The sequence below is a fragment of the Halomonas sp. SS10-MC5 genome, assembly GCF_015992245.1.
In the GTDB taxonomy this organism is placed as follows: domain Bacteria; phylum Pseudomonadota; class Gammaproteobacteria; order Pseudomonadales; family Halomonadaceae; genus Halomonas; species Halomonas sulfidoxydans.
Window position 1 is genome coordinate 1,842,461 of record NZ_CP065435.1, and the last position, 19,632, is coordinate 1,862,092.

Genomic DNA, 19,632 nt, shown 5'->3' on the forward strand with positions numbered 1-19,632 from the left:
GGTCATGCGGCGTCCCTGTTGGCAAAAGAGCGAATCGACATGCCCTATCCTAGCGCGTGGCAGCCCCCGGCGCAGAACTCATGAGGCTCATGACGAAGCGCCCGGTGGGGGCGCTGTCCAGGCTCAGCCATTCAGCAGGCCCGCCATGTTCAACAGGTAGAGCACCGCAAAGCCGAGATAGAACAGGCCGGCAACCGTCATCGTGGCGGTGGCCGCCATGCCCGGCCGCAGCTGCCTGGGCAGGCGGGTGCGGTTGACGTAGAGCGCCGCCAGGGCAATGAAGGGCGTATGGGCTGCCGCAATGATGCCTGAAACCGACATCACCTGCACCGGATCGGAGAACGCCAACAGAATGAGCAGCGGCACGATGCCGGTCACGCCGACGATGTAGAGCCGCTTGAGCCAGCGCCGCTCGAACATGGGCCAGGGCAGGCGTCGGTCGAGGGCATTCAGGCCCTTCAGCAGCAAGCCCGGTTCACCGGACTCACGGCGGGCCCGGGTCACGATCAGGGTCATGTCGGCGAAGCTGCGACCCCAGCCGTCCTGGTTGGCCAGCACGCTGCCGCCCAGGGCGATGACGATGGCGGCGAGCAGCACGTAGCGGCCGAGCTCGCCCCACACCTCCGAGAAGATGCTGGTCAGGTCCACCGCGACCTCCGGTCCCTCGGGCATGATGCCCTCAGGGGCCAGTAGTTCGGCGCCGAGCACGAGGAACGAGAAGATCACCACCAGCCCGCCGACCACACCGAGGGCCGCGGTCACGGTCATGGTGCGAATCCAGCCGCGGGCATGGGCGACCCGCACTTCATGCGGCTTGGGGCCTGTCCTGTCCAGCTCCTCGCGCGAGTCGTCGGGCTGCTCGTCGTCGGGCTCGCGGCTCTGCAGGCCGCCGCCGAAGCCGCGGGTGGCGGTCCAATAGCCGAACCAGACGATGCCCATGGAGCCGGCGAGAATGGTGCCCACCCAGGGCAGAATCACGTAGAGGTCGGGATTCTCCGGCCAGCCGGGGGTGAGACCCTCGGCGAGCGGCGCCACCCCGGGGAAGACGATGGCCGCCGTGACGATGGCCATCACCATCAGCGCCAGGGCCATCACGCGGCTGAAGGTCTCGATCAGCGAGTAGCGCCCGGTGGCGGTGAACAGGGTGGAAGCCACCACCATGGCCATGGCATAGAGCGTGTTGGCGCCGGGCAGGGTTTCGCCGAGGGCACTGCCGACGACGGCGGCGAGTCCGGCGATGCCGATCGACGCCGCCAGCAATTGCGGCACGAAGATCACCCACACGGCCCAGTTCCTCGGCCCGCTCAGGGTGTGCATGCCCTCCAGCATGGTCCGGCCGGTGACGATGGAGTAGCGCGCCATCTCGCGGATCATGACCCACATGAACAGCACCACCACGAGCAGTATCCAGAGCAGCTGATACTCGTAGGCGGAGGCCACGCGAGGGGTGAAGAGGATCGAACCGGTCCCCACGGCGGAGAGCATCCACAGCAGACCGGGACCATACCACTTGAGGCGCTTTCTGCCTTGCGGCGGGTCGGGGACCCGCTCGCGAAAATGAGCGTCCTGCTCCTGTTGCTTCCCTGTCACACTCGTCTCCTTGCTGCCTGCATGGATGATTCAAGGTAGCAGGCCAGGCTTCCGCAAGGTCAAGGAAGGGACACACAGCCAGAACGACGAAGCCGCCATGGCGAGGCATGGCGGCTCGGGCGGGTTTGGCCGGGCGCAGCGAGCCGGCCGCGCCGGGATCAGCTGCGGCTGGTGATCTCCAGCAGATGATAGCCGAACTGGGTCTTCACCGGACCGTGCACCTTGTTCAGCTCGCCGGAGAACACCACTTCGTCGAACTCGCGCACCATCTGGCCCGGGCCGAAGCTGCCCAGGTCGCCACCCTGGCGGCCCGAAGGGCAGGTGGAGTGTTCGCGCGCCGCGTCGGCGAAGTCGCGGCCGCCCTCGATCTCGGCCTTGAGGGCCTCGCACTTCGCTTCGTCGTTTACCAGAATATGCCGTGCCGTTGCCCTGGCCATGCCGTGCTCCCGTGAGGTGGATTGGTGTCAGTGCGGCGAGCATAGCACGACAGCCGCGCCTGGCGAACTCGCCCCCATGCGTTCATCCGCCTACGCCGAACCTCAGCCGCAGGTTCTGCAGGCCGTCGAGCTCCATGCGCATTTCGTCCGAAAACAGCGGGTGGCCGTACAGGCGAATGGTGACCGTGGCATCGGCGCCGCGGTAGCCGACCTCGGCACGGATGGTGGCCTCGGTGCTGAGGGGCGCCAGCGGGTCGTAGTCGATGCGCTGAACCTCGAGGGCACTCAGCCCGCGCGCCTCGAGCTGCTCGTCGATGGCCCGTTCGACGACACGGCCGTAGTAGAAATAGAGGCCGCCGTAGGCCAGGGCGGCAATGAAAAGCAACGAGATGAGTCGGCCCAAGGGGGTCTCCTTCGAGTCTGGAAGTCAGGCTAGGGTCGGCGTTCGTCACGCGTCGAGGCCAGCAGCACCCGGTCCATGCCGCGCGTGGAGAGCAGGCGCTTCAGCACGCCGAACAGGTGGGTGGGCAGGGTCACATGATAGCGCGGTTTGGGGCGCCGGCTCTCCAGGGCGTGGATCAGCTTGTCGACCACGGCGTCGGGACCCAGGGTGAAGGCGCCGCCGGATGAGCCCTTGCTGCCCGCCAGCCGGGCTTCCACGGCGCGATAGGTCTCGTGGTGGACGCTGTGTTCGGCATCGATGTTGGCCCTGAAGGCGCGATAGGCGTTCTCGCGGAAGCGGCTGGCGATGGGGCCGGGCTCGATCAGGCTGACGTGGATGCCGCTGCCGTAGAGCTCCTGGCGCAGGGTGTCGGTCAAGCCCTCCAGGGCGAACTTGGAGCATACGTAGGCGCCACGATAGGGCAAGGCGGCAAAGCCGAGCACCGAGCTGTTCTGCACGATGCGCCCACCGCCCTGCTCGCGCATCACCGGAATGATCCGCGTGGTGAGTTCATGCGTGCCGAGCAGGTTGGCCTCCAACTGGGCGCGCAGCACCGCCCGGGAGAGATCCTCCACCGCGCCCGGTTGGCCGTAGGCGGCGTTGTTGAACAGGGCGTCGAGCCGCCCGCCGGTGCGTTCCAGCAGCTGCGTAACGCAGCGTTCGATCGATTCGCTGGAGGCCAGCTCCAGGGGCAGGGCGTCGAGCCCTTCCGCCCGAAGCCGTGCGAGATCCTCCTCGCGGCGGGCGGTGGTGAAGACGCGCCAGCCGCGCTGCGCCAGGGCATGCGCCGCGGCATGGCCGATGCCGCTGGAGCCGCCGGTCACCAGCACGCTGGGTGGCGTATCAGCGCGGGAAAGGGGGGAGCGGCGACTCATGGCAGGGGGATCTCGTTGACCTTCTTCGGCACCTGATAGCCGCGCTGAACCGCCGGGCGGCTGGCGATCTCGACGTACCAGCGCCTGACGCTGGGATAGTCGGCGAGATCGATGCGCTGCCATTCGTAGCGCGACACCCAGGGCCAGCAGGCCATGTCGGCGATGGTGTAGTCGTCGCCGGCCAGGTAGGCGTTATCGGCCAGGCGTGCGTCCATGACGCGGTAGAGCCGCTTGGCCTCATTGTGAAAGCGCCTTTCGGCATAGGGTGCCTCGCCGGGATTGAAGTGCAGGAAATGGTGGGCCTGGCCGAGGAAGGGGCCGAGGCCGCCCATCTGCCACATCAGCCACTCCAGGGCGCGGTAGCGCTTCTCCGGCTCGCTGGGCAGGAAGCGCCCGGCCTTCTCGGCCAGATAGATCATGATGGCGCCCGACTCCATCAGGGCGATGCCGGTCTCGTCATCGCGAATGGCGGGAATCTTGTGGTTGGGGCTGACCGCGACGAAGGCCGGCTCGTGCTGCTCGCCCTGGGTGATGTCCACGGCGTGGATGCGGTAGGGCAGGCCCAGTTCCTCGAGCAGGATGGAGACCTTGCGTCCGTTGGGAGTGGTCCAGGTCCAGAGGTCGATCATGTCGGTGTCCTTGCGCCTGAGGGGAGGCTCGCACGCAATGCGTCTGCGAAGTCTGCCAAGACCATACCACTCCAGGCGGAGTCGGGGTAACGGCCGGGCCGCCCTCGCCAGGAGCAGGCCAGCGGCTACGCTGAAGGGACATGCACCTTCGAACCTGCGAGGCCTGCCATGCACCTGCAAGGGTCCTGTCACTGCGGAGCGGTAACGTTCGAGCTCGAGTCGCCACACCCGTATCCCTACCAGCGCTGCTACTGCTCGATCTGTCGCAAGACCGCGGGAGGCGGCGGTTATGCCATCAATCTCGGTGGCAGGTACGACACGCTACGGGTAGCGGGGGAGGAGGCGGTCTCGATCTATCATGCGCTGATCGATGGTCAGCCGAGCTCTGGTGAGCGGCACTTCTGTTCCCGCTGCGGCAGTGCCCTATGGGTCTTCGATCCGAGCTGGCCGGCGCTGGTGCATCCTTTCGCCTCGGCCATCGATACGCCTTTGCCGGTACCGCCCGAACGGGTCCACCTGCTGCTGGACAGCAAGGCCAACTGGGTGGAGCCGGAAGTGAGGCCGCGCGACGCGTGTTTCGACCGCTACCCGGAAGAGAGCCTGGCGGAATGGCACGAGCGCCTGGGGCTTGCCAGGTAGGCGGCAGCCCATGAGAATGGCCGCCGAACGGCTGCAGGCGAGCTGGAGCGACGGCGAGGGGGAAACATGACCGGGAAACACGCGCTGTGGGTGTGGCTGGGCCCATGGGCACTGCTGTCGTTGGCTGCGCCGCTAGCGGCCAGCGCTCCGGATGAGCCCGAGATCAGTGGCAGCATGGTGGGGTTGCTGGACGGTGAGGAGCGTGAATGGTTCATCGTGAGCCAGGGCACCGACTCCAACGCCACCTTCACCGAGCTGGGCGACCAGGTACAGATCGACCTGGTCGGTTTCGTCAAGCCCGATGACTGGCAGGTGCGCGACTCGCTCTCGCTCAGCATCACGCTGGAGGAGGGGGAGGTGACGAACTTCGACGTGCTGCATCCCATCGGCGCTACCGCCATGCCACCGGTGTTCACGTCCGACAACGCCTCGGTACGGCTGAACCTGAGCACCTACGAGGTGCAAGGAAGCAAGGTCCATGTCGTCGGCAGGGTGGAGGGCGTTCTGGCCCTGCAGAAGGAGCTGGGTGAAGAGGCCGTCGAAGACGAGGGCATCGGCATTTCGGTGGAGTTCGATGCAGAAGCTTCCCGACTCGAGTACTGAACTGCGCTTCTCCCGCCTCACCTCGTTGCTGGCCGAATGGCAGCCGCTGTGGCGCCCGGCGCCGTTCATGCACCGCCGGCTGCCCTGGGGGGAGGCCTACCGCGAGCTGGCCGAGCGATTGCTGGGGCTGGACGATCGCCAGGTGGCGCGCCTGCAGGCGGACCCGTGGCAGGATTCGCCGCTGCGTGACTGGCTACCGGTCGAGGAGCTGGCCGAGCGGGTGCGTCTGGCGCCGCTGGCTGCCGGTGACGTGTCGTTGCCGCCAGCCTGGGGGCAGCACGTGAGTGGCCGCAAATGGCAGCAGGTCGAGGCCTTCGCGCGCCATCTACGGCTGTCGCCTCAAGACAGGCTGCTGGACTGGTGCGCCGGCAAGGGGCACCTGGCCCGCGCCCTGGCCCGTCGTCACGATGTCGCCGTCACCGCCCTGGAGTGGCAGGCGACGCTGTGCCAGGAGGGGCGTCGCCTGGCGACGATACAGCGAGCTTCGGTGCACATGCAGCAGCAGGACGTGATGGCGGCGGAGGCCGGGCGCCATTTCTCCCCCCGGACTCACGTCGTCGCCCTGCATGCGTGTGGCGACCTGCACCTGCGGCTGCTCGAGCTGGCCGCGGCTGCGGGCAGTTCGGTCAGCCTGGCGCCGTGCTGCTACCACCGTACCCGGGAGGAGACGTATCGACCCGTATCGCAGCGCGGCCGTGCGCTGTCCCGCGATGACGCCCTGCGGCTGACGCGCGACGACCTGGCGCTGGCGGTGCAGGAAACGGTCACCGCACCGCGCGGGGTGCGCCGTCGCCGCGAGCAGGCCAGTGCCTGGCGGCTGGGGTTCGACGAGCTGCAGCGCGAGTTGCGCGGCGATGACCGCTACCTGCCGGTGCCCAGCCTGGCCTACGGCCGCTTTCCCGAGCGCTTCGACGACTTCTGTCGCTGGGCGGCGGCACAGAAGGGGCTGACGCTGCCCGCTTCGCTCGATCCGGCGCCCTTCGAGCGTGCCGGCTGGCAGCGCCAGGCCGAGGTGAAGCGGCTGGAGCTGGTGCGCCATCTGTTCCGCCGGCCGCTGGAGATATGGCTGATACTGGATCGACTCTCGCTGATGGAAGAGGCGGGCTACACGGTACGGATCGGGACGTTCTGCAGCCCGGATCTGACGCCGCGAAATCTGTTAATTTTCGCCAGGAAGGCCTAATCTGGAAGTCGTAGGTCGCCTCCTGTTTACAGCTCAGGCCCGGCCTGCCGATAAAGAAAAAATGATTATAAGGCGCCAGTGCGGATCCACGGATGACTTCGTCCAGGGGGTCCGGCGAAGGTGCCGGTACGCAAGGGAACCGGGCTGTGAACGAAGGTAACTCGACGGCGTCCTCCGACGACGATCTGGGCTGTCTGCTGCACGCTTTGCCCCTGCCGGTTCTGGTGGTTCAAGCCAGGCAGGACTGGCGGCTGCGATACGCCAACGGGGCTGCCCGCCACTATTTCGATCTTGTCGGCGAGATCGGGAGCCGCTCACTGCTGCCCCTGCTGGGTGACGCCGACCGGCGCTCGCTCGAGACAGCCCTGGCACAGCCGGAACTCGCGGCACCCCGCGTCCACTGCCAGGGCGTCGAGGGCAAGGCACCCTTCGAGGCAATACTGCGCCGCGCCACGTGGCAGGGGCAGGCGGCGTGGCAGCTGACGCTGGTAACGCTAGCCCCGCGCGCCGGGCCGGGCAACGAGCCCTTCTTTCAGCAGATGTTCAACACCAACCCGGCGATCAAGCTGCTGATCGACCCCCTCGATGGCCGCATCGTCGACGCCAATGCGTCCGCCGTGGCGTTCTACGGCTACTCCCTCGATGCTCTCAGGCAGCTCAAGATCACGGATATCAACTGCATGGGCCCCGAGGAGGTCCGGGCCGGCATGGCCAGAGCGGAATCCTGCCAGCAGCTCTTCTTCGAGTTCCGCCATCGTCTGGCCGGCGGTGAGATCCGCGACGTCCACGTCTACTCGGGGCCGGTATGCCTGAGCGGCCGTGAATACCTGCACTCGATCATCGTCGACGTCACCGACGAAAAGCGATACTGCGCCCAGCTGGAGAAGTACAACGAGCTGTTCCACAACCTGCCGGTGGGGGTCTATCGTCACACGGCGGATCCGGCGGGGCACTTCACTGCCGCCAATCCCGCCATGCTGCGCATCTTCGAAGCGGATTCGCGTCAGGCGCTCTTCACCGCACCGGTCACCGCATTCTACGACTGCCCTACGCAGATCCACCGCTTCCTGGTGGATCTGGAGCGCGACGGCGCCGTGATTCGCCGCCCGCTGCGGTTGCGCACCCTCAAGGGGCGTCTCATTCATGCCGAGGTCACTGCCTACCGTCAGGTCGCCGCGGACGGCGCCGTCGAGTACAGCGGTATCGTCGAGGACGTAACGGAGCGCTACGCCGCCCAGGTCAACCAGGAGCGGCTGACGCATCTGCTCGATACCTCGCCGGACATCGTGTCGATTGCCGATGCCGAGCATCGCGTGGTCTACCTCAACAAGGCCGGGCGGGAGCTGCTGGGTATTCTCCCCGAGGCCTTGTCGGAAGCGCTGGCCGCCGTTCACCCGCTGTGGGCGCGGCGGCTGATCCAGGAGAAGGGCATCCCCTATGCCATCGAACACGGCCACTGGTATGCGGAGACGGCGGTGCTTGGGCGCGGGGGGGAAATCCCCGTCTCGCAGCTGATCGTCACCCGCCGCGACGAGAACGGTGACATCGAGAGCATTGCCACCATCATGCGCGACATCAGCCAGGCCAAGCGCTACCAGGCCGAGCTCGAATACCACGCCGGCCACGACCCGCTGACCGGCGCGGTCAACCGCAACCGCTTCATCGACCTGCTGGCGCGCGAGCGGCAGGAGGCCCGTCGCAACGGCCGCGCCTTGAGCCTGGTCATGTTCGACATCGACCACTTCAAGCGCGTCAACGACAGCTTCGGCCACAGCGTGGGCGACATGGTGCTGGGCCGGCTGGTTCATACCTGCAGCGCCTTGCTGCGCGAAGTGGACGTGCTGGCGCGCTGGGGCGGTGAAGAGTTCATGCTGCTGCTGCCGGGGACGCCGCTGGCCGGTGCCGTGACGCTGGCCGAGCGCCTGCGCCTGGCGGTCGAGGGGGAGGACTTCAGTCCGGTGCCGGGCATTACCAGCAGTTTCGGTGTCGCCGAGCTCAGCCCCGACGAGCCGGAATCCCAGTGCTACAAGCGTCTCGACGAGGCGCTCTATCGCGCCAAGGCCGGCGGGCGTAACCGAGTGTGCGTGGCTGACCTACTCGACGACCTCAGCGAAAAGTGCGGGGTTCAATGAACGGCGCTGCGAGCGACAGTTTTTCAGCGCTTGATTTCCAGATGGATTTCGATGGTGCGCAGCAGACGCTGACGGTCGATCCAGCCACTGACACGCCCGTTCTCCATGACGGGGATTTGGTTCAGGCCGTGCTCGTTGAGCAGTTGCAATATCTCGTCGGCCTTGGCGCCGGGGGGCACATGATAAAGCTTGTCGGCAGGGGTCATGATATCCGCCACTCGTGTCTCGGGCCACTGCGCTTGCGCCACCCGGCGTGCATCGCTCAGAGAGACCAGCCCCTCCACGTGAGCGGTATCGCGACCGACCAGGAAGGCTCGGCGCCCTGAAGGCAGCACGTCCTGGTACAGCCACGCCTCGACCGGGCGTTGCCCCGTCACCAATGGCACGTCGGGGTCGGCCAGGTCTCGAGCCCGCACGCCGGCCAGTCGCTCCTTCAGCAGGTACATGCGACTCTGTGCCTGGGTCATGTTGAGCAGGAACCAGGCGATCAGCAGGATCCACAGCCCGCCGACGAGATTGCCCACCACCATGTTCCACACGGCCAGTCCGAACAGTCCGTAGGCGACCAGCTTTCCGCTGGCGAAGGCCGTTTCGTTTGCCTTGCCGGCGTCATTGGTCAGCTTCCACACCACGGCTCTCAAGACCCTTCCGCCGTCGAGTGGGAAGCCTGGTATCAGGTTGAAGACGGCCACCAGCAGGTTGATCGTCGCCAGCCATCCCAGGGCAACGGGAACCGGCTGATACCAGCCGCTAGTGATTGCCGCAAGCAAGCCGAAAGCGCCTGCCAGAACGAAGCTGACGATCGGCCCAGCGATGGCGATCCAGAACTCGTCGTTCGCCTTGTCCGGATCGCGGTCCATCTGCGCGACGCCGCCGAAGATAAACAGAGTGATGGCCGTAACGAGAACACCTCGATGTATCGCCACGAGACTGTGTCCCAGCTCATGGGCAAGGATGGAGGCAAAGAACAGCAGAGCGGTAACCAATGCGGTGATGACAGCCGTGGTGACGGCCCAGCCGGGATGCTGGTTCTGGAATCCCGCACTCATCGTCGTCAGCAACAGGACGAAGATGATCAGCCAACTGATGTGGACTTCCAGGCGAATCCCGCGGAAATGACCGATGACCAGAACGGACTTGAACATCGTGAGCCTCCTCTTTTCGGCCAGTTTGACCGCTTCGGCGGGGCCGGCCAAGGAGAACCGCCTGCTAACAGGTTTTGTTCTGTTCACCAGCCTCCCCCGCGCCTATCTTCCAAACGTAGGTGTGACTCCAGGGAGGGAGGGCGGATGCCGTCGAAACGCATGCAAGGGGTGGAGGAGCGCGAAGCGGGCCGAACGGTGAAGCGCAGGCACTCGCGCCTGATGGCGCTGCTGGGAGCACTGGCGCTGGTCGTCTTCGTGGCGCTGGCGAGTGGCTACTGGCTGATGCTGTCCATGCCGGGGGTTTCCTTTCGCGATGAGCCCGCCCCGTTGAAGGAGGAGGGCGAGGCCCTGCGTGAACGGCTCCATGCTCACGTGCGCATCCTGTCCGAGGAGATCGGCGAACGCCACTACTGGCGGCCGGATGCCTTGCGGGCCGCAGGCGACTATGTCGAGCGCGCCTTCGAGGCGGCTGGGCACCGGCCGCGGCGGCAGGCCGTACCGACGGGTAGCCGGACGTTCCATAACATCGAGGTGGTCCTGCCTGGCGGGCTGCTGGCCGACGAGGTGCTGGTGGTCGGCGCGCACTACGATACGGTGCGCGGCAGCCCCGGTGCCGATGACAATGCCTCCGGCGTGGCGGTGCTGATCGAGCTGGCACGTCTCCTGCAGAATGCCGAGCTCGATCGCACCTTGCGCCTGGTGGCGTTCGTCAACGAGGAAATTCCGTTCTTCGGCAGCAGGGCCATGGGCAGCCTGTACTACGCGCGGCAGGCCAGCGCCGAAGGGATGGATATCGTGGGCATGATCTCACTGGAAATGCTCGGCTATTTCAGCAGCGAGCCGAACAGCCAGGCCTATCCGTTCCCGCTGAGCCACTTCTATCCCGACCGGGGGGAGTTTCTCGCCTTCGTCAGCAACCTGGAGTCGCGCCGCCTGCTGCATCGGACCATCGGCGCCTTTCGCCGGCACGCCGAGATTCCCTCCGAAGGGCTGGTGGCGCCGCCGCAGCTCGGTGACATACGCCGCTCGGACCACTGGGCCTTCTGGGAGTCGGGGGTTCCCGCCATCATGCTGACCGATACCGCCAATTTCCGTAACCCTTACTATCACCGCCCAAGCGATACGCACGACCGCCTCGACTATCCCGCCATGGCCAGGCTCACCGAAGCGCTGGTGGCCACGCTCGAGGCCTTGGCCAGGCGCTGAGCCGGGCCGCTTCCATGAACCGGGCCTCGCCGCTGGCGAGGCCCGGGGAGCGACGAGCGACAGGGCGGCAAGGCACTCCTGGCGCTCAGTGGTGGCGGCTGAACTGACCGTGCGGACTGTTGCCCATCAGCTTCTCGAACTCGTTGCCGCTCATGTGCAGCAGCGTTTCGTGATCGCCGGCATCGAAATAGATGTCGGGCTGGTGGCGCAGCATGTCGTCGACGTAGACCTGCAGGCCGTACGCCTGGCCCACGGGGCTGGTGGCGCCGGGGTCGCAGTCGCGAAAGCGGCTGACGATCTCATCTTCCGTGGCCAGCTCCACCGGTTCGTCGAACAGCTGGGAAAGGCTGTCGAGGTCGGCATCGCAGGTACTGGGCAGTACGGCGATCCGGTAGCCCGAACTGCCGTGTAGCATGACGGCCTTGGCGAGCTGCTCGCCGGTGATGTGGGATTGCTGGGCAACGCGGCTGGCGCTGACTTCACGGACGTGCTTGACCTCCTCGTAATCGATGTCACAGGCTCTCAAGTACTCCCGTAGGGTTGCCGGGATAGCCATGGCTCTGTCTCCCTCGGCACGGTGGCCGACGTACGCTGGTGGTGTGCCTCCCTGCGGCGGTGTCTGTCCTCGCCTAATCAGCATAGCGCGCCAATGGGTGGGTATCTCGTACAGGAGGCGCGACGGCCTGCGTTGATCGACAAGCGGGCAGTGCGATGCTCGGCTGGCCATACTGTGTCGTAGGATTCCGGAGGCGACCAGCCAGGTGGGGCGAAGTGCGATCGATACGTCAGAGGTTGATGGCCGGACTGGCCCTGCTGGCTCTTGCGGCCTGCTCGGATTCGACGGGGAAGGCGCGTGAAGTGAGCCTGCCGGTGCTCGTCGATCAGGCTGGACAGCTCGACGGCTCGCGGTTGGCCACGCAGGGGAAGGTGCGCCACTTCGAGGACCCGCTGCACTACTGGATCGAGGATGAGGACCTCAACCGAGTGGAGATTTTCCCCCACGAGCGGATCGCTCCCCACCTGGGCGAGACGGTGCGTGTCATCGGGGTTTTCGAGTACTCTCCCAGCCGTGGGCGTCGTTTGACCCTGGAGAGCGTCGAGCCGGTCGGTGAGCGCTAGGGCAGGCGCAGGGGCAACGAGTCGCAGCGAGGGAACCGCCATGATCGGGCTCAGCCAGAGGCCGCAACTGCCATCCTTGCCCGCCAGGGTAGAGGCCATCGACCTGGCCCGAGGCATTGCCATCGCCCTGATGATCCTCAGTCACACGGTCAGCGGGCTGCTCGGCATCCGCGAGGTGCCCGACTGGGGCATGGTGCCGATCCACCTGTTCACCAAGTTTTCCTCCTCGCTGTTCATTCTGGTGTTCGGCATCGCCCTGGCGGTGGCCTTCCTGCCCAAGGTCGGCACGCCCGACTGGCCCCGGCGCCGGCGCAAGCTGGTGCTGCGTGGGCTGGAAGTGCTGTTCTGGTACAAGGCGTTGACCATCGTCGAGATGCTGCCGCTGTTTCCGCCCCCCGACATACTCGCCACGCTGCTCTACCAGCGCTTCGCCATCTGGGTCGAGATTCTCGGCTTCTACGCCCTGGCGCTGCTGTGGCTGCCGTGGGTGCTGCCGCTGTGGTGCCGCATGCCGCTATGGTCGCGGCTGCTCGTTCCGGTGGCGGTGGGCGTGATCTCGGTACTGCTCGAGCGCCATTTCCACTTCTGGGGCAGCGTGATACTCAAGGCGCTGCTGGTCGAGGACGTCGACCACTACACCTGGGGCCAGCTCGCGCGGCTGCCCCTGGTGATGGCGGGCCTGCTGATCGGCGAGGCGGTGCTGCGCTGGTATGGCGAGCCGGCTACCCGGCGGCGCCTGATGGCATGCCTCGCCGGCATGGGCACGCTGTTCCTGGCGGGCTTCGCGGTGCTTGCCTGGCCCGATGGCCACGAGGCGCTGCTGGCCGTGGCCTGGAATGTCGGCAAGCACCCTCCCGAGGTGCCCTTCATGCTGTTCAGTACCGGCGGGGCGCTGGTGATCCTGGCGCTCTGCCTGCTGGGGGGGCGGCGTGCGGCCACCTGGCTCGCCCCCTTCACCGTGATCGGCGGCGATGCCCTGCGCGCCTTCATCTTCCACATCGTGGCGATCTTCCTGGTGCTGCGCTTGCTGTTCGGCGCCTGGCAGGTCTACAGCTATCCGCAGGTGTTGGCCATCGCCGTTGGCCTGATCCTGCTCACCGTGGGCTGGATTGCCCTGGTACGCCGCTTCAGGGAGCTGAGTTGATGACAGGAAGGAGGTGCATGCGGGCGCTGCTGCTGCTGGCCATGACGATCCCGTCGCTGGCCGTGGCCCAGCCCGGCTGGGCGGAGCAGGTAGAAGCCTGGGTCGAGCCGCCCTGGGCCGAGCGGCTGGATGCCCGGTTGGCACTGCTGGATGCCGGCTTTCACGGCGAGCTCGGCGTGCACGTGCACAACCTCGAGACGGGGGCGCGGCATGGCTGGCGCGACGCCGAATCCTGGTACCTGGCCTCGCTGGTCAAGGTGCCGGTGGCGATCGAGCTGATGGCCCGGGTCGAAGCGGGGGAGATGGCCCTGGGCGACCGCCTGACGCTCGCCCGCAGCGATTATGTAGACGGCGCCGGCTCCACCAACTGGGCGTCACCGGGCAGCGCCTTGCCGCTGCGCCGGCTGCTGGAGTCGATGCTGGTTGCCAGCGACAACACCGCCAGCGACATGCTGATGCGCCACCTGGGGGTGGAGAGGGTCAACGAGAGGGTGCGCCGCCTCACGCCTGCCGGTGGGCTGGGGCCGATCACCACACTGGTCGACGTGCGCCGTCGCGCCTATGCCAACCTGCATCCGGACGCCTCCGGCCTGAGCGGCATGGATTTCATCGAGCTGCGCAAGCGCGACGGGGAAGAGGCGCGGCTGGCCTGGTTCCTTCGGCGCCTGGGGCTGTCCCCGCCGCAGCTGCTGGCGCCGAGCATCGACGAGGCCTTTCAGCGCTATTACGCCACCGACCTCAACAGCGGCCGGCTCGACGCCTATGGCGACCTGCTCGAGGCACTGGCGCTGGGCAGGGCGCTGGGGCCGGATGCCACCGCCGAGCTGCTCGCGGTGATGTCGCGTACCCGCAGCGGCGATCGGCGGCTCAAGGCCGGCCTGGGCCACGACATTCGCCTGGCCCACAAGACCGGCACCCAGCATCGGCTCGCCTGCGATGCGGGCATCGCCACGCAGGGGCAGGGCGAGGAGGCTCGCCGCGTGGTGATCGTGGCCTGTGTGCGCGGCGAGCTCGACCTCGCCCGCAACGAGCAGATGCTGGCCGCCGTGGGGCGTGCCGTGAGGGAAGCGGGGGCGTTCGAGGGCTGACCGGGGTGCGTTCGAGAGGGAGGCGGGCCCGGACTTGCGACGAACGTATAATGGCCGTTGCCGCGTTCGAGATTGACAGCCCAGCGGGCGATGTCTAGCCTTCAAGCATCGAATGTTACCGGTAACAACGCCGACATTCGATCCGGTGGGCTGCATGCCTGCCGGAGACGCGACGATGTGCCAACTCACAACGATAATTCGACTGGAGTCCGCCATGACCCCCATCTGGCGCAACACCCTTACGCTAGCCGGTGCTGCTACCCTCTCCGTGGGCCTTGCCTATGCTCAGAGCCCGGACCTCTCCGATCCGCCCGCCATCGAGGGCGAGGTGGTGGGCGACCACGGCAGCCATACCCTGCGCATGGGCATCGGCCTGGCCGAGAGTTCGCCGCAGTATCTCTCCAGCCAGTATTTTGCCGACATTCTCGAGCAGCGTACCGATGGGCGCATTACCGTCAACATCTTCCCCAACAGCCAGTTGGGTGACGACGTGCAGATGATGGAAATGCTCCAGACCGGTTCGCTGGACATGACCTATCCCTCCTCTTCGCCGGCCACCACCTACGTCGAGGAGCTGGCGGTGTTCGACCTGCCCTTCCTGCTGCCGAATCGAGAGGCGGCCATCGCCGTCATGCAGAGCGATACCGCCCAGCGCATGCTCGATGGCTTCGAGGGATCCGGCATCAAGGCGCTGGCCTTCTCCGAGAACGGCTACCGTCAGCTCTCCAACAGCGTACGCCCGGTCGAGTCGCCCGAGGACGTCGCCGGCCTCGACGTGAGCGGCCTGACCATTCGTACCATGGAGAACCCGGTCCACCTGTCGATCTGGGAAACCCTGGGCGCGAACCCCACGCCGATGGCGTTCGGTGAGCTGTTCTCGGCCATGGAACAGGGCGTCGTGGATGGCCAGGAGAACCCCTGGAGCACCATCCTGACCTCCAACTTCCACGAAGTGCAGGACTACGGCTCCGAAACCCGCCACGTCTATACGCCGTTCATCATGATGATCTCCGAGCGCACCTGGGAGCGCATGGCGCCCGAGTACCAGGAGCTGGTGCAGGAGGCCGCGCGGCAGTCGGCCGAGTACGAGATCCAGCTGGCCACCGAATACGACGACTGGTCGCGCGAGCAGCTCGAAGAGAAAGGCATGCAGATCACCCGCCTCGACGACGAGCAGATCGCCGCCTTCCAGGAAGCCGTGCAGCCGGTCTACGACGAGTGGGCCCCGCGCATCGGCGAGGACCTGATCGCCGAGATCCAGGAGATCGTCGAGTCCTCTTCCCAGTAATCCTTCCAACGACCGCATTGGCAGGGCAGGGGGCTTTCCCCCTTGCCCTGCACGGAGCGCTGCATGACCACGCACAACCCACCTCCGGCCGACCCCGGCGTCTATCTCGACGACCCCAACCGTGAACCGCTGGAGCTCGATGTCGAGGGCCGCCGCGGCCCGGCGGCCTTTCGCTGGCTGACCGTGGCCATGGAACACCTGATCGCGACCATCCTGGTCGCCCTGATCGTGTCGGTGTCGGCCAACGTCATCGGCCGTTCGATGTTCAATCGCTCGCTGCCGTGGGCCGACGAGCTGGCCCGCATGCTGTTCATCTGGCTGATCTTCGTCGGCGCCGCGGCGGCCTTCGCCCGCTACGAGCACATCGCCGTGGATTTCCTGGTGCGCCGGCTCAAGCCGCGCGCCGCCTATGTCCTTTTCCTGCTCCAGCACCTGATCATCGCGTCCCTGATGGGCATCATGGTCTGGGGTGGCTACTTGGTGATGTCACGCTCCACCGGTCGCACCGCCATCCTCGGCGTCCCGTGGAACCTGATCAACGTCTCCCTGGTGCTCTGTTCGCTGTTCATCGTCGCAGTGGCCTTGTGGCGTGCCTGGCTATGCCTGCGCCTCATCCGCGACCCTCAAGCCGCCGTGCGGCAAGCGGGAGACTGACCCATGCTGTGGATTTTCCTCGCCATTCTGTTCGCCTCCATCGTGCTGGGGCTGCCCATTGCCTTCGGCCTCGGCATCGCCGCCGTGGTCATGGCGGTGCTCTCCGACATTCCGCTGTCGATCCTGATCGAGCAGTCGATCCGCGGCGTGAACAATTTCCCGCTGTTGGCCATCCCGTTCTTCATTCTGGTGGGAGAAGTGATGAGCAACGGCGGCATCGCCCGCCGGCTGATGGAGCTCGCCGGGGCGTTGGTCGGCTTCGTGCGCGGCGGGCTCGGGCAGGTGGCGATCACCGGCTCGATGTTCTTCGGCGGCATCAGCGGCTCGGCGGTGGCCGATACCGCCGCCACCGGCGCGATGATGATCCCGTCGATGAAGCAGCAGGGCTATACCGCCCCGCATGCCACCGCGATCAACACCGTCTCCTCGGTGATCGGCATCATCATTCCGCCGTCGATCCCGCTGATCCTGTTCGGCATCGTCACCGAGACCTCGATCAGCCGGCTGTTCATCGCCGGCATCGTGCCGGGCCTGCTGATCGGCTTCGCGCTGATGGTGACCACGTTCATCATGGCCAGCATCGAGCACGCCGGGCAGACCCGAAAATTCGAGCTGGGCCGCCTGTGGCAGGCGCTGAAGGCGGCGTGGCTGGCGCTGGTGCTGCCGGTGATCGTGATCGGTGGCATCCTCGGCGGGGTCTTCACCGCCACCGAAGCGGCCGTGGCCGCGCTGCTCTATTCGCTGTTCATTTCGCTGGTGGTGTACCGCGAATTTCACCCTCGCGAGCTGTGGGGCATGCTGATCCGCACCGCGCGGCTGACCGGCATGGTGCTGCTGCTGCTGGCGTTCGCCACCGTCATTGCCTGGTTCCTGACCATCAACATGGTGCCGCAGACCCTGGTGCGCCAGGTACAGGCGATCACCCAGGAGCCGTTCTGGCTGCTGCTGATCGTGGCCGGTCTGCTACTGCTGGTGGGGTTCGTGATGGACCTGACCCCGGCGATGGTGATCATGGCGCCGATGCTGACGCCGATCGTCACCTCGGTGGGGGTCGACCCCGTCTACTTCGGCGTGCTGATGGCCTTCATCCTCGGCATCGGCCTGCTGACGCCGCCGGTGGGCACCTGTCTCTACGTCGGCTGCGGTGTCGGTCGGGTCAGCATGGAGCAGCTGGTCCGGGCAATGCTGCCCTATTACGCGGCGCTGCTGGTGGTGCTGGTAGTGTTGATCGCCTTCCCCGGGATCGTGACCTGGCTGCCCGACATGGCCGCAGTCCGTGGAAACTGAGTGCGGCAACTGACGAGCGGAGGTCCCGTGAAGGATGACACATACCGCATCGTGGTGATGGGCGTATCGGGCTCGGGTAAGTCGCGTATCGGCGCCTTGCTCGCCAGTCGCCTGGGCGTCGCCTTCATCGATGGCGACGACTACCACTCGCCGGCCAATGTCGACAAGATGGCCAACGGCATACCGCTCGACGACGACGACCGCCGCGAGTGGCTGGAGACCCTGGCGGGGCTGATCGGCGACCATCGCCGCCGCGATGCCTCGCTGGTCCTGGCCTGCTCGGCGCTGAAGCAGCGTTACCGCGACCTGCTTCGGCGCGGCGACCCCGAGCTCGCCTTCCTGTTTCTCGAAGGAGGGCGCGAGCAGCTGCGTGTGCGCCTGGCCGCGCGGGAGGAGCACTTCTTTCGCGGCGAGGCGATGCTCGACAGCCAGCTCCACGACCTGGAGCCCCCGACGGAAGCCGAGGCCGTGGTGTGCAGCATTGGCGAAACTCCCGAGACGATCGTCGAGACATTCCTGGAAGCCTTGCCTCACGTGCACCGCGCTCCCTGAGGGGATTGGCTCGAGTCGGCGGCGGGACCGGGGCGACTCCGGTATGATGCCGCTCGTGACGGCGGCGGGTGCCGCTCGGCGCCGGCCAGGACCAACAGCAGCCAGCGGGGCACCGTGAAGAAGAAGCGACCGACACTGCAGGACATTGCCGACCGGGTCGGGGCGACCAAGATGACCGTGAGTCGCTGCCTGCGCGATCCCACTACCGTCTCGGAGGGGCTGCGCGAGCGGATCTTCCGGGCGGCGGAACAGGTCGGCTACATTCCCAACCGGGCGCCCGACCTGCTCTCGCGTGCCACCAGCCACTCCATCGGCGTGCTGGTGCCCTCGCTGACCAACCAGGTATTCGCCGACGTGCTGGTGGGCATCGAGGAGGTCACCGAGCCGCTGGGCTATCATCTGATGCTCTCGCACTACGGCTACAGCCAGGAGCTGGAGGAGCGCAGCCTCGCCTCGCTGCTCTCCTACAACGTCGATGGCGTGATCCTCTCCGACAGCCACCACACCGCGCGCACCTGCCGGATGCTAGAGACGGCGGGCATCCCCATCGTGGAGATCATGGATTCGCTGACCCCGCCGCTGCAGCAGTCGATCGGCTTCGACAACGTGCGTGCCGCCGATGACATGGTCAGCGAGATGATCCGCCATGGCCGGCGTCGGATCGTCTACCTCGCCGTGCGCCTCGACTCGCGGACGCGCCAGCGCGAGCAGGGTTACCGCCAGGCCATGGAGCGGCACGGGTTCACGCCGCTGACGCTGCAGCGCAGCCAGCGCTCCTCGTACAGCGTGGGGGCGGCACTGCTCGACGAGATCCTCGCCGAGCATCCCGAGACCGACGGCATCTTCTGCACCAACGACGACGTCGCGGTGGGGGCCTACTTCGAGTGCCTGCGGCGTGGCGTCGAGGTGCCGGCACGCATGGCCATCGCCGGTTTCCATGGCCACGACGTGGGCCAGGTGATGACGCCGCGGCTGGCCAGCGTGATTACCCCGCGACAGGCGATCGGCAAGCGTGCCGCCACCGAGCTGCTGCGGCGTATCCAGGGCGGTGAACTGGAAAAGCGCACCATCGACCTGGGCTACCGCATCGAGCCTGGAGGGACGCTCTGAGCCGAACGCTACGATGCCGACTGTGAGAACGGCCGGCCATGGGGGTCATGTCTCGTGGCCGGCTTCGCCCTTGCAATGAGAGGAGGTCGACGGCTGGCGAGCCATCAGCGTGATCTCGACATTGGCGCCACCGCTCAGGCGTGATGACTCGGTGCAGGTGCGGGCCGGATAGCTGTGATTCTCGAAGAACTCGGCGTAGGCCGCATCCATGGTGTGGATGGTATCGAGGTTGGTCAGGTGGATGTCGACCCGCACCACGTGCGCCAGCGAGGCACCGGCGTACTCCAGCATGCGCGACAGGCGGCGCATCACCCAGCGGGTCTCCTCGGCGATGTCGCCGAGTACGGCGTCGCCGCCCTGGATATCGGTCACCGTCAGACCGGAAAGGAAGAGGTAGTGGCCATCCATGGCGATGTGGCTACCCGGGAAGACCGGAACGGCAAGCGTCGGATCGTTGAGGAAGCGATGCATGGGGGTTCCGCCTCGTTGGGTTATCGTTCTCTCATTGT

Annotated in this window: 21 protein-coding genes; 13 read left to right on the plus strand and 8 right to left on the minus strand. The window is 66.6% G+C overall.

Going from position 1 to position 19,632, the window contains the following annotated elements; genetic code table 11:
* Window positions 1–123: 123 nt before the first annotated feature.
* The 5 genes from I4484_RS08675 to I4484_RS08695 all read right to left on the minus strand — a co-directional run bounded on the left by I4484_RS08675 (window position 124) and on the right by I4484_RS08695 (window position 3,973).
* Window positions 124–1,590: an Nramp family divalent metal transporter gene (locus tag I4484_RS08675; RefSeq protein WP_197450552.1), complete on the minus strand. Its 1,467-nt coding sequence runs from the start codon at window positions 1,588–1,590 to the stop codon at window positions 124–126.
* Between the two features lie 158 nt (window positions 1,591–1,748).
* Entirely contained in the window at window positions 1,749–2,027 is a 279-nt protein-coding gene (locus tag I4484_RS08680; RefSeq protein WP_197450553.1) for a peptidylprolyl isomerase, read from the minus strand.
* Between the two features lie 82 nt (window positions 2,028–2,109).
* Window positions 2,110–2,430 carry a hypothetical protein gene (locus I4484_RS08685; RefSeq protein WP_197450554.1) on the minus strand — a complete coding sequence of 107 codons (321 nt, stop codon included), beginning with the start codon at window positions 2,428–2,430 and terminating at the stop codon, window positions 2,110–2,112.
* 29 nt (window positions 2,431–2,459) lie between these two features.
* Window positions 2,460–3,344 (minus strand): SDR family NAD(P)-dependent oxidoreductase, encoded by an 885-nt coding sequence (locus I4484_RS08690; protein WP_197450555.1) that lies wholly within the window; start codon window positions 3,342–3,344, stop codon window positions 2,460–2,462.
* The gene (locus I4484_RS08695) at window positions 3,341–3,973 is read right to left on the minus strand and encodes a glutathione S-transferase family protein (protein ID WP_197450556.1); all 633 of its coding nucleotides are present in this window, start codon (window positions 3,971–3,973) and stop codon (window positions 3,341–3,343) included. The genes I4484_RS08690 and I4484_RS08695 overlap by 4 nt, the downstream gene beginning before the upstream one ends.
* A 168-nt stretch (window positions 3,974–4,141) precedes the next feature.
* Here I4484_RS08695 and I4484_RS08700 point away from each other — a divergent pair, with 168 nt between their 5' ends.
* The 4 genes from I4484_RS08700 (at window position 4,142) to I4484_RS08715 (ending at window position 8,530) form a co-directional block, all read left to right on the plus strand.
* A complete protein-coding gene (locus tag I4484_RS08700; protein ID WP_197450557.1) occupies window positions 4,142–4,612 on the plus strand; it encodes a GFA family protein in 471 nt (156 codons plus the stop codon).
* A 66-nt stretch (window positions 4,613–4,678) separates the two neighbouring features.
* Entirely contained in the window at window positions 4,679–5,215 is a 537-nt protein-coding gene (locus I4484_RS08705; RefSeq protein WP_197450558.1) for a hypothetical protein, read from the plus strand.
* Window positions 5,187–6,398 carry a methyltransferase gene (locus I4484_RS08710; protein ID WP_197450559.1) on the plus strand — a complete coding sequence of 404 codons (1,212 nt, stop codon included), beginning with the start codon at window positions 5,187–5,189 and terminating at the stop codon, window positions 6,396–6,398. Before I4484_RS08705 ends, I4484_RS08710 begins: the two co-directional genes overlap by 29 nt.
* A 146-nt stretch (window positions 6,399–6,544) precedes the next feature.
* The gene (locus tag I4484_RS08715; RefSeq protein ID WP_197450560.1) at window positions 6,545–8,530 is read left to right on the plus strand and encodes a diguanylate cyclase; all 1,986 of its coding nucleotides are present in this window, start codon (window positions 6,545–6,547) and stop codon (window positions 8,528–8,530) included.
* 23 nt (window positions 8,531–8,553) lie between these two features.
* Here the strand turns inward: I4484_RS08715 and I4484_RS08720 are convergent, their stop codons facing one another.
* On the minus strand, window positions 8,554–9,726 hold the full coding sequence (locus tag I4484_RS08720) for a site-2 protease family protein (RefSeq protein WP_254799129.1): 1,173 nt from the start codon (window positions 9,724–9,726) through the stop codon (window positions 8,554–8,556).
* Between the two features lie 93 nt (window positions 9,727–9,819).
* Between I4484_RS08720 and I4484_RS08725 the strand changes: the two genes are divergently transcribed.
* Window positions 9,820–10,881, plus strand: a complete 1,062-nt coding sequence (locus tag I4484_RS08725) for a M20/M25/M40 family metallo-hydrolase (protein WP_234283510.1) — start codon at window positions 9,820–9,822, stop codon at window positions 10,879–10,881.
* An 85-nt stretch (window positions 10,882–10,966) separates the two neighbouring features.
* On the opposite strand, the gene I4484_RS08730 is transcribed toward I4484_RS08725, so the two are convergent.
* Window positions 10,967–11,437, minus strand: a complete 471-nt coding sequence (locus I4484_RS08730; RefSeq protein ID WP_197450561.1) for an aminoacyl-tRNA deacylase — start codon at window positions 11,435–11,437, stop codon at window positions 10,967–10,969.
* A gap of 215 nt (window positions 11,438–11,652) precedes the next feature.
* Here I4484_RS08730 and I4484_RS08735 point away from each other — a divergent pair, with 215 nt between their 5' ends.
* The 8 genes from I4484_RS08735 (at window position 11,653) to I4484_RS08770 (ending at window position 19,123) form a co-directional block, all read left to right on the plus strand.
* Window positions 11,653–12,000: a hypothetical protein gene (locus I4484_RS08735; protein ID WP_234283509.1), complete on the plus strand. Its 348-nt coding sequence runs from the start codon at window positions 11,653–11,655 to the stop codon at window positions 11,998–12,000.
* A gap of 40 nt (window positions 12,001–12,040) precedes the next feature.
* Window positions 12,041–13,144, plus strand: a complete 1,104-nt coding sequence (locus I4484_RS08740; protein ID WP_197450562.1) for a heparan-alpha-glucosaminide N-acetyltransferase domain-containing protein — start codon at window positions 12,041–12,043, stop codon at window positions 13,142–13,144.
* A gap of 17 nt (window positions 13,145–13,161) precedes the next feature.
* Window positions 13,162–14,232: a serine hydrolase gene (locus I4484_RS08745; RefSeq protein WP_197450563.1), complete on the plus strand. Its 1,071-nt coding sequence runs from the start codon at window positions 13,162–13,164 to the stop codon at window positions 14,230–14,232.
* Window positions 14,233–14,446: 214 nt separating this feature from the next.
* Entirely contained in the window at window positions 14,447–15,520 is a 1,074-nt protein-coding gene (locus tag I4484_RS08750; protein ID WP_197450564.1) for a TRAP transporter substrate-binding protein, read from the plus strand.
* A gap of 63 nt (window positions 15,521–15,583) precedes the next feature.
* On the plus strand, window positions 15,584–16,174 hold the full coding sequence (locus tag I4484_RS08755) for a TRAP transporter small permease (protein ID WP_197450565.1): 591 nt from the start codon (window positions 15,584–15,586) through the stop codon (window positions 16,172–16,174).
* A 3-nt stretch (window positions 16,175–16,177) separates the two neighbouring features.
* A complete protein-coding gene (locus I4484_RS08760; protein WP_197450566.1) occupies window positions 16,178–17,461 on the plus strand; it encodes a TRAP transporter large permease in 1,284 nt (427 codons plus the stop codon).
* Between the two features lie 27 nt (window positions 17,462–17,488).
* Entirely contained in the window at window positions 17,489–18,013 is a 525-nt protein-coding gene (locus I4484_RS08765) for a gluconokinase (protein WP_234283508.1), read from the plus strand.
* Window positions 18,014–18,127: 114 nt separating this feature from the next.
* Window positions 18,128–19,123: a substrate-binding domain-containing protein gene (locus tag I4484_RS08770; protein ID WP_197450567.1), complete on the plus strand. Its 996-nt coding sequence runs from the start codon at window positions 18,128–18,130 to the stop codon at window positions 19,121–19,123.
* A 45-nt stretch (window positions 19,124–19,168) separates the two neighbouring features.
* Here the strand turns inward: I4484_RS08770 and I4484_RS08775 are convergent, their stop codons facing one another.
* Entirely contained in the window at window positions 19,169–19,594 is a 426-nt protein-coding gene (locus tag I4484_RS08775) for a RidA family protein (RefSeq protein WP_197450568.1), read from the minus strand.
* Between the last annotated feature and the right edge of the window lie 38 nt (window positions 19,595–19,632).

Excerpts from the sequence above, each read along its gene's own strand:
- I4484_RS08680 (WP_197450553.1), bottom strand. The coding sequence starts at position 2,027 with ATGGCCAGGGCAACGGCACGGCATATTCTGGTAAACGACGAAGCGAAG.
- I4484_RS08690 (WP_197450555.1), bottom strand. The coding sequence starts at position 3,344 with ATGAGTCGCCGCTCCCCCCTTTCCCGCGCTGATACGCCACCCAGCGTG.
- I4484_RS08695 (WP_197450556.1), bottom strand. The coding sequence starts at position 3,973 with ATGATCGACCTCTGGACCTGGACCACTCCCAACGGACGCAAGGTCTCC.
- I4484_RS08700 (WP_197450557.1), top strand. The coding sequence starts at position 4,142 with ATGCACCTGCAAGGGTCCTGTCACTGCGGAGCGGTAACGTTCGAGCTC.
- I4484_RS08705 (WP_197450558.1), top strand. The coding sequence starts at position 4,679 with ATGACCGGGAAACACGCGCTGTGGGTGTGGCTGGGCCCATGGGCACTG.
- I4484_RS08710 (WP_197450559.1), top strand. The coding sequence starts at position 5,187 with ATGCAGAAGCTTCCCGACTCGAGTACTGAACTGCGCTTCTCCCGCCTC.
- I4484_RS08725 (WP_234283510.1), top strand. The coding sequence starts at position 9,820 with ATGCCGTCGAAACGCATGCAAGGGGTGGAGGAGCGCGAAGCGGGCCGA.
- I4484_RS08730 (WP_197450561.1), bottom strand. The coding sequence starts at position 11,437 with ATGGCTATCCCGGCAACCCTACGGGAGTACTTGAGAGCCTGTGACATC.
- I4484_RS08740 (WP_197450562.1), top strand. The coding sequence starts at position 12,041 with ATGATCGGGCTCAGCCAGAGGCCGCAACTGCCATCCTTGCCCGCCAGG.
- I4484_RS08745 (WP_197450563.1), top strand. The coding sequence starts at position 13,162 with ATGCGGGCGCTGCTGCTGCTGGCCATGACGATCCCGTCGCTGGCCGTG.
- I4484_RS08750 (WP_197450564.1), top strand. The coding sequence starts at position 14,447 with ATGACCCCCATCTGGCGCAACACCCTTACGCTAGCCGGTGCTGCTACC.
- I4484_RS08755 (WP_197450565.1), top strand. The coding sequence starts at position 15,584 with ATGACCACGCACAACCCACCTCCGGCCGACCCCGGCGTCTATCTCGAC.
- I4484_RS08760 (WP_197450566.1), top strand. The coding sequence starts at position 16,178 with ATGCTGTGGATTTTCCTCGCCATTCTGTTCGCCTCCATCGTGCTGGGG.
- I4484_RS08775 (WP_197450568.1), bottom strand. The coding sequence starts at position 19,594 with ATGCATCGCTTCCTCAACGATCCGACGCTTGCCGTTCCGGTCTTCCCG.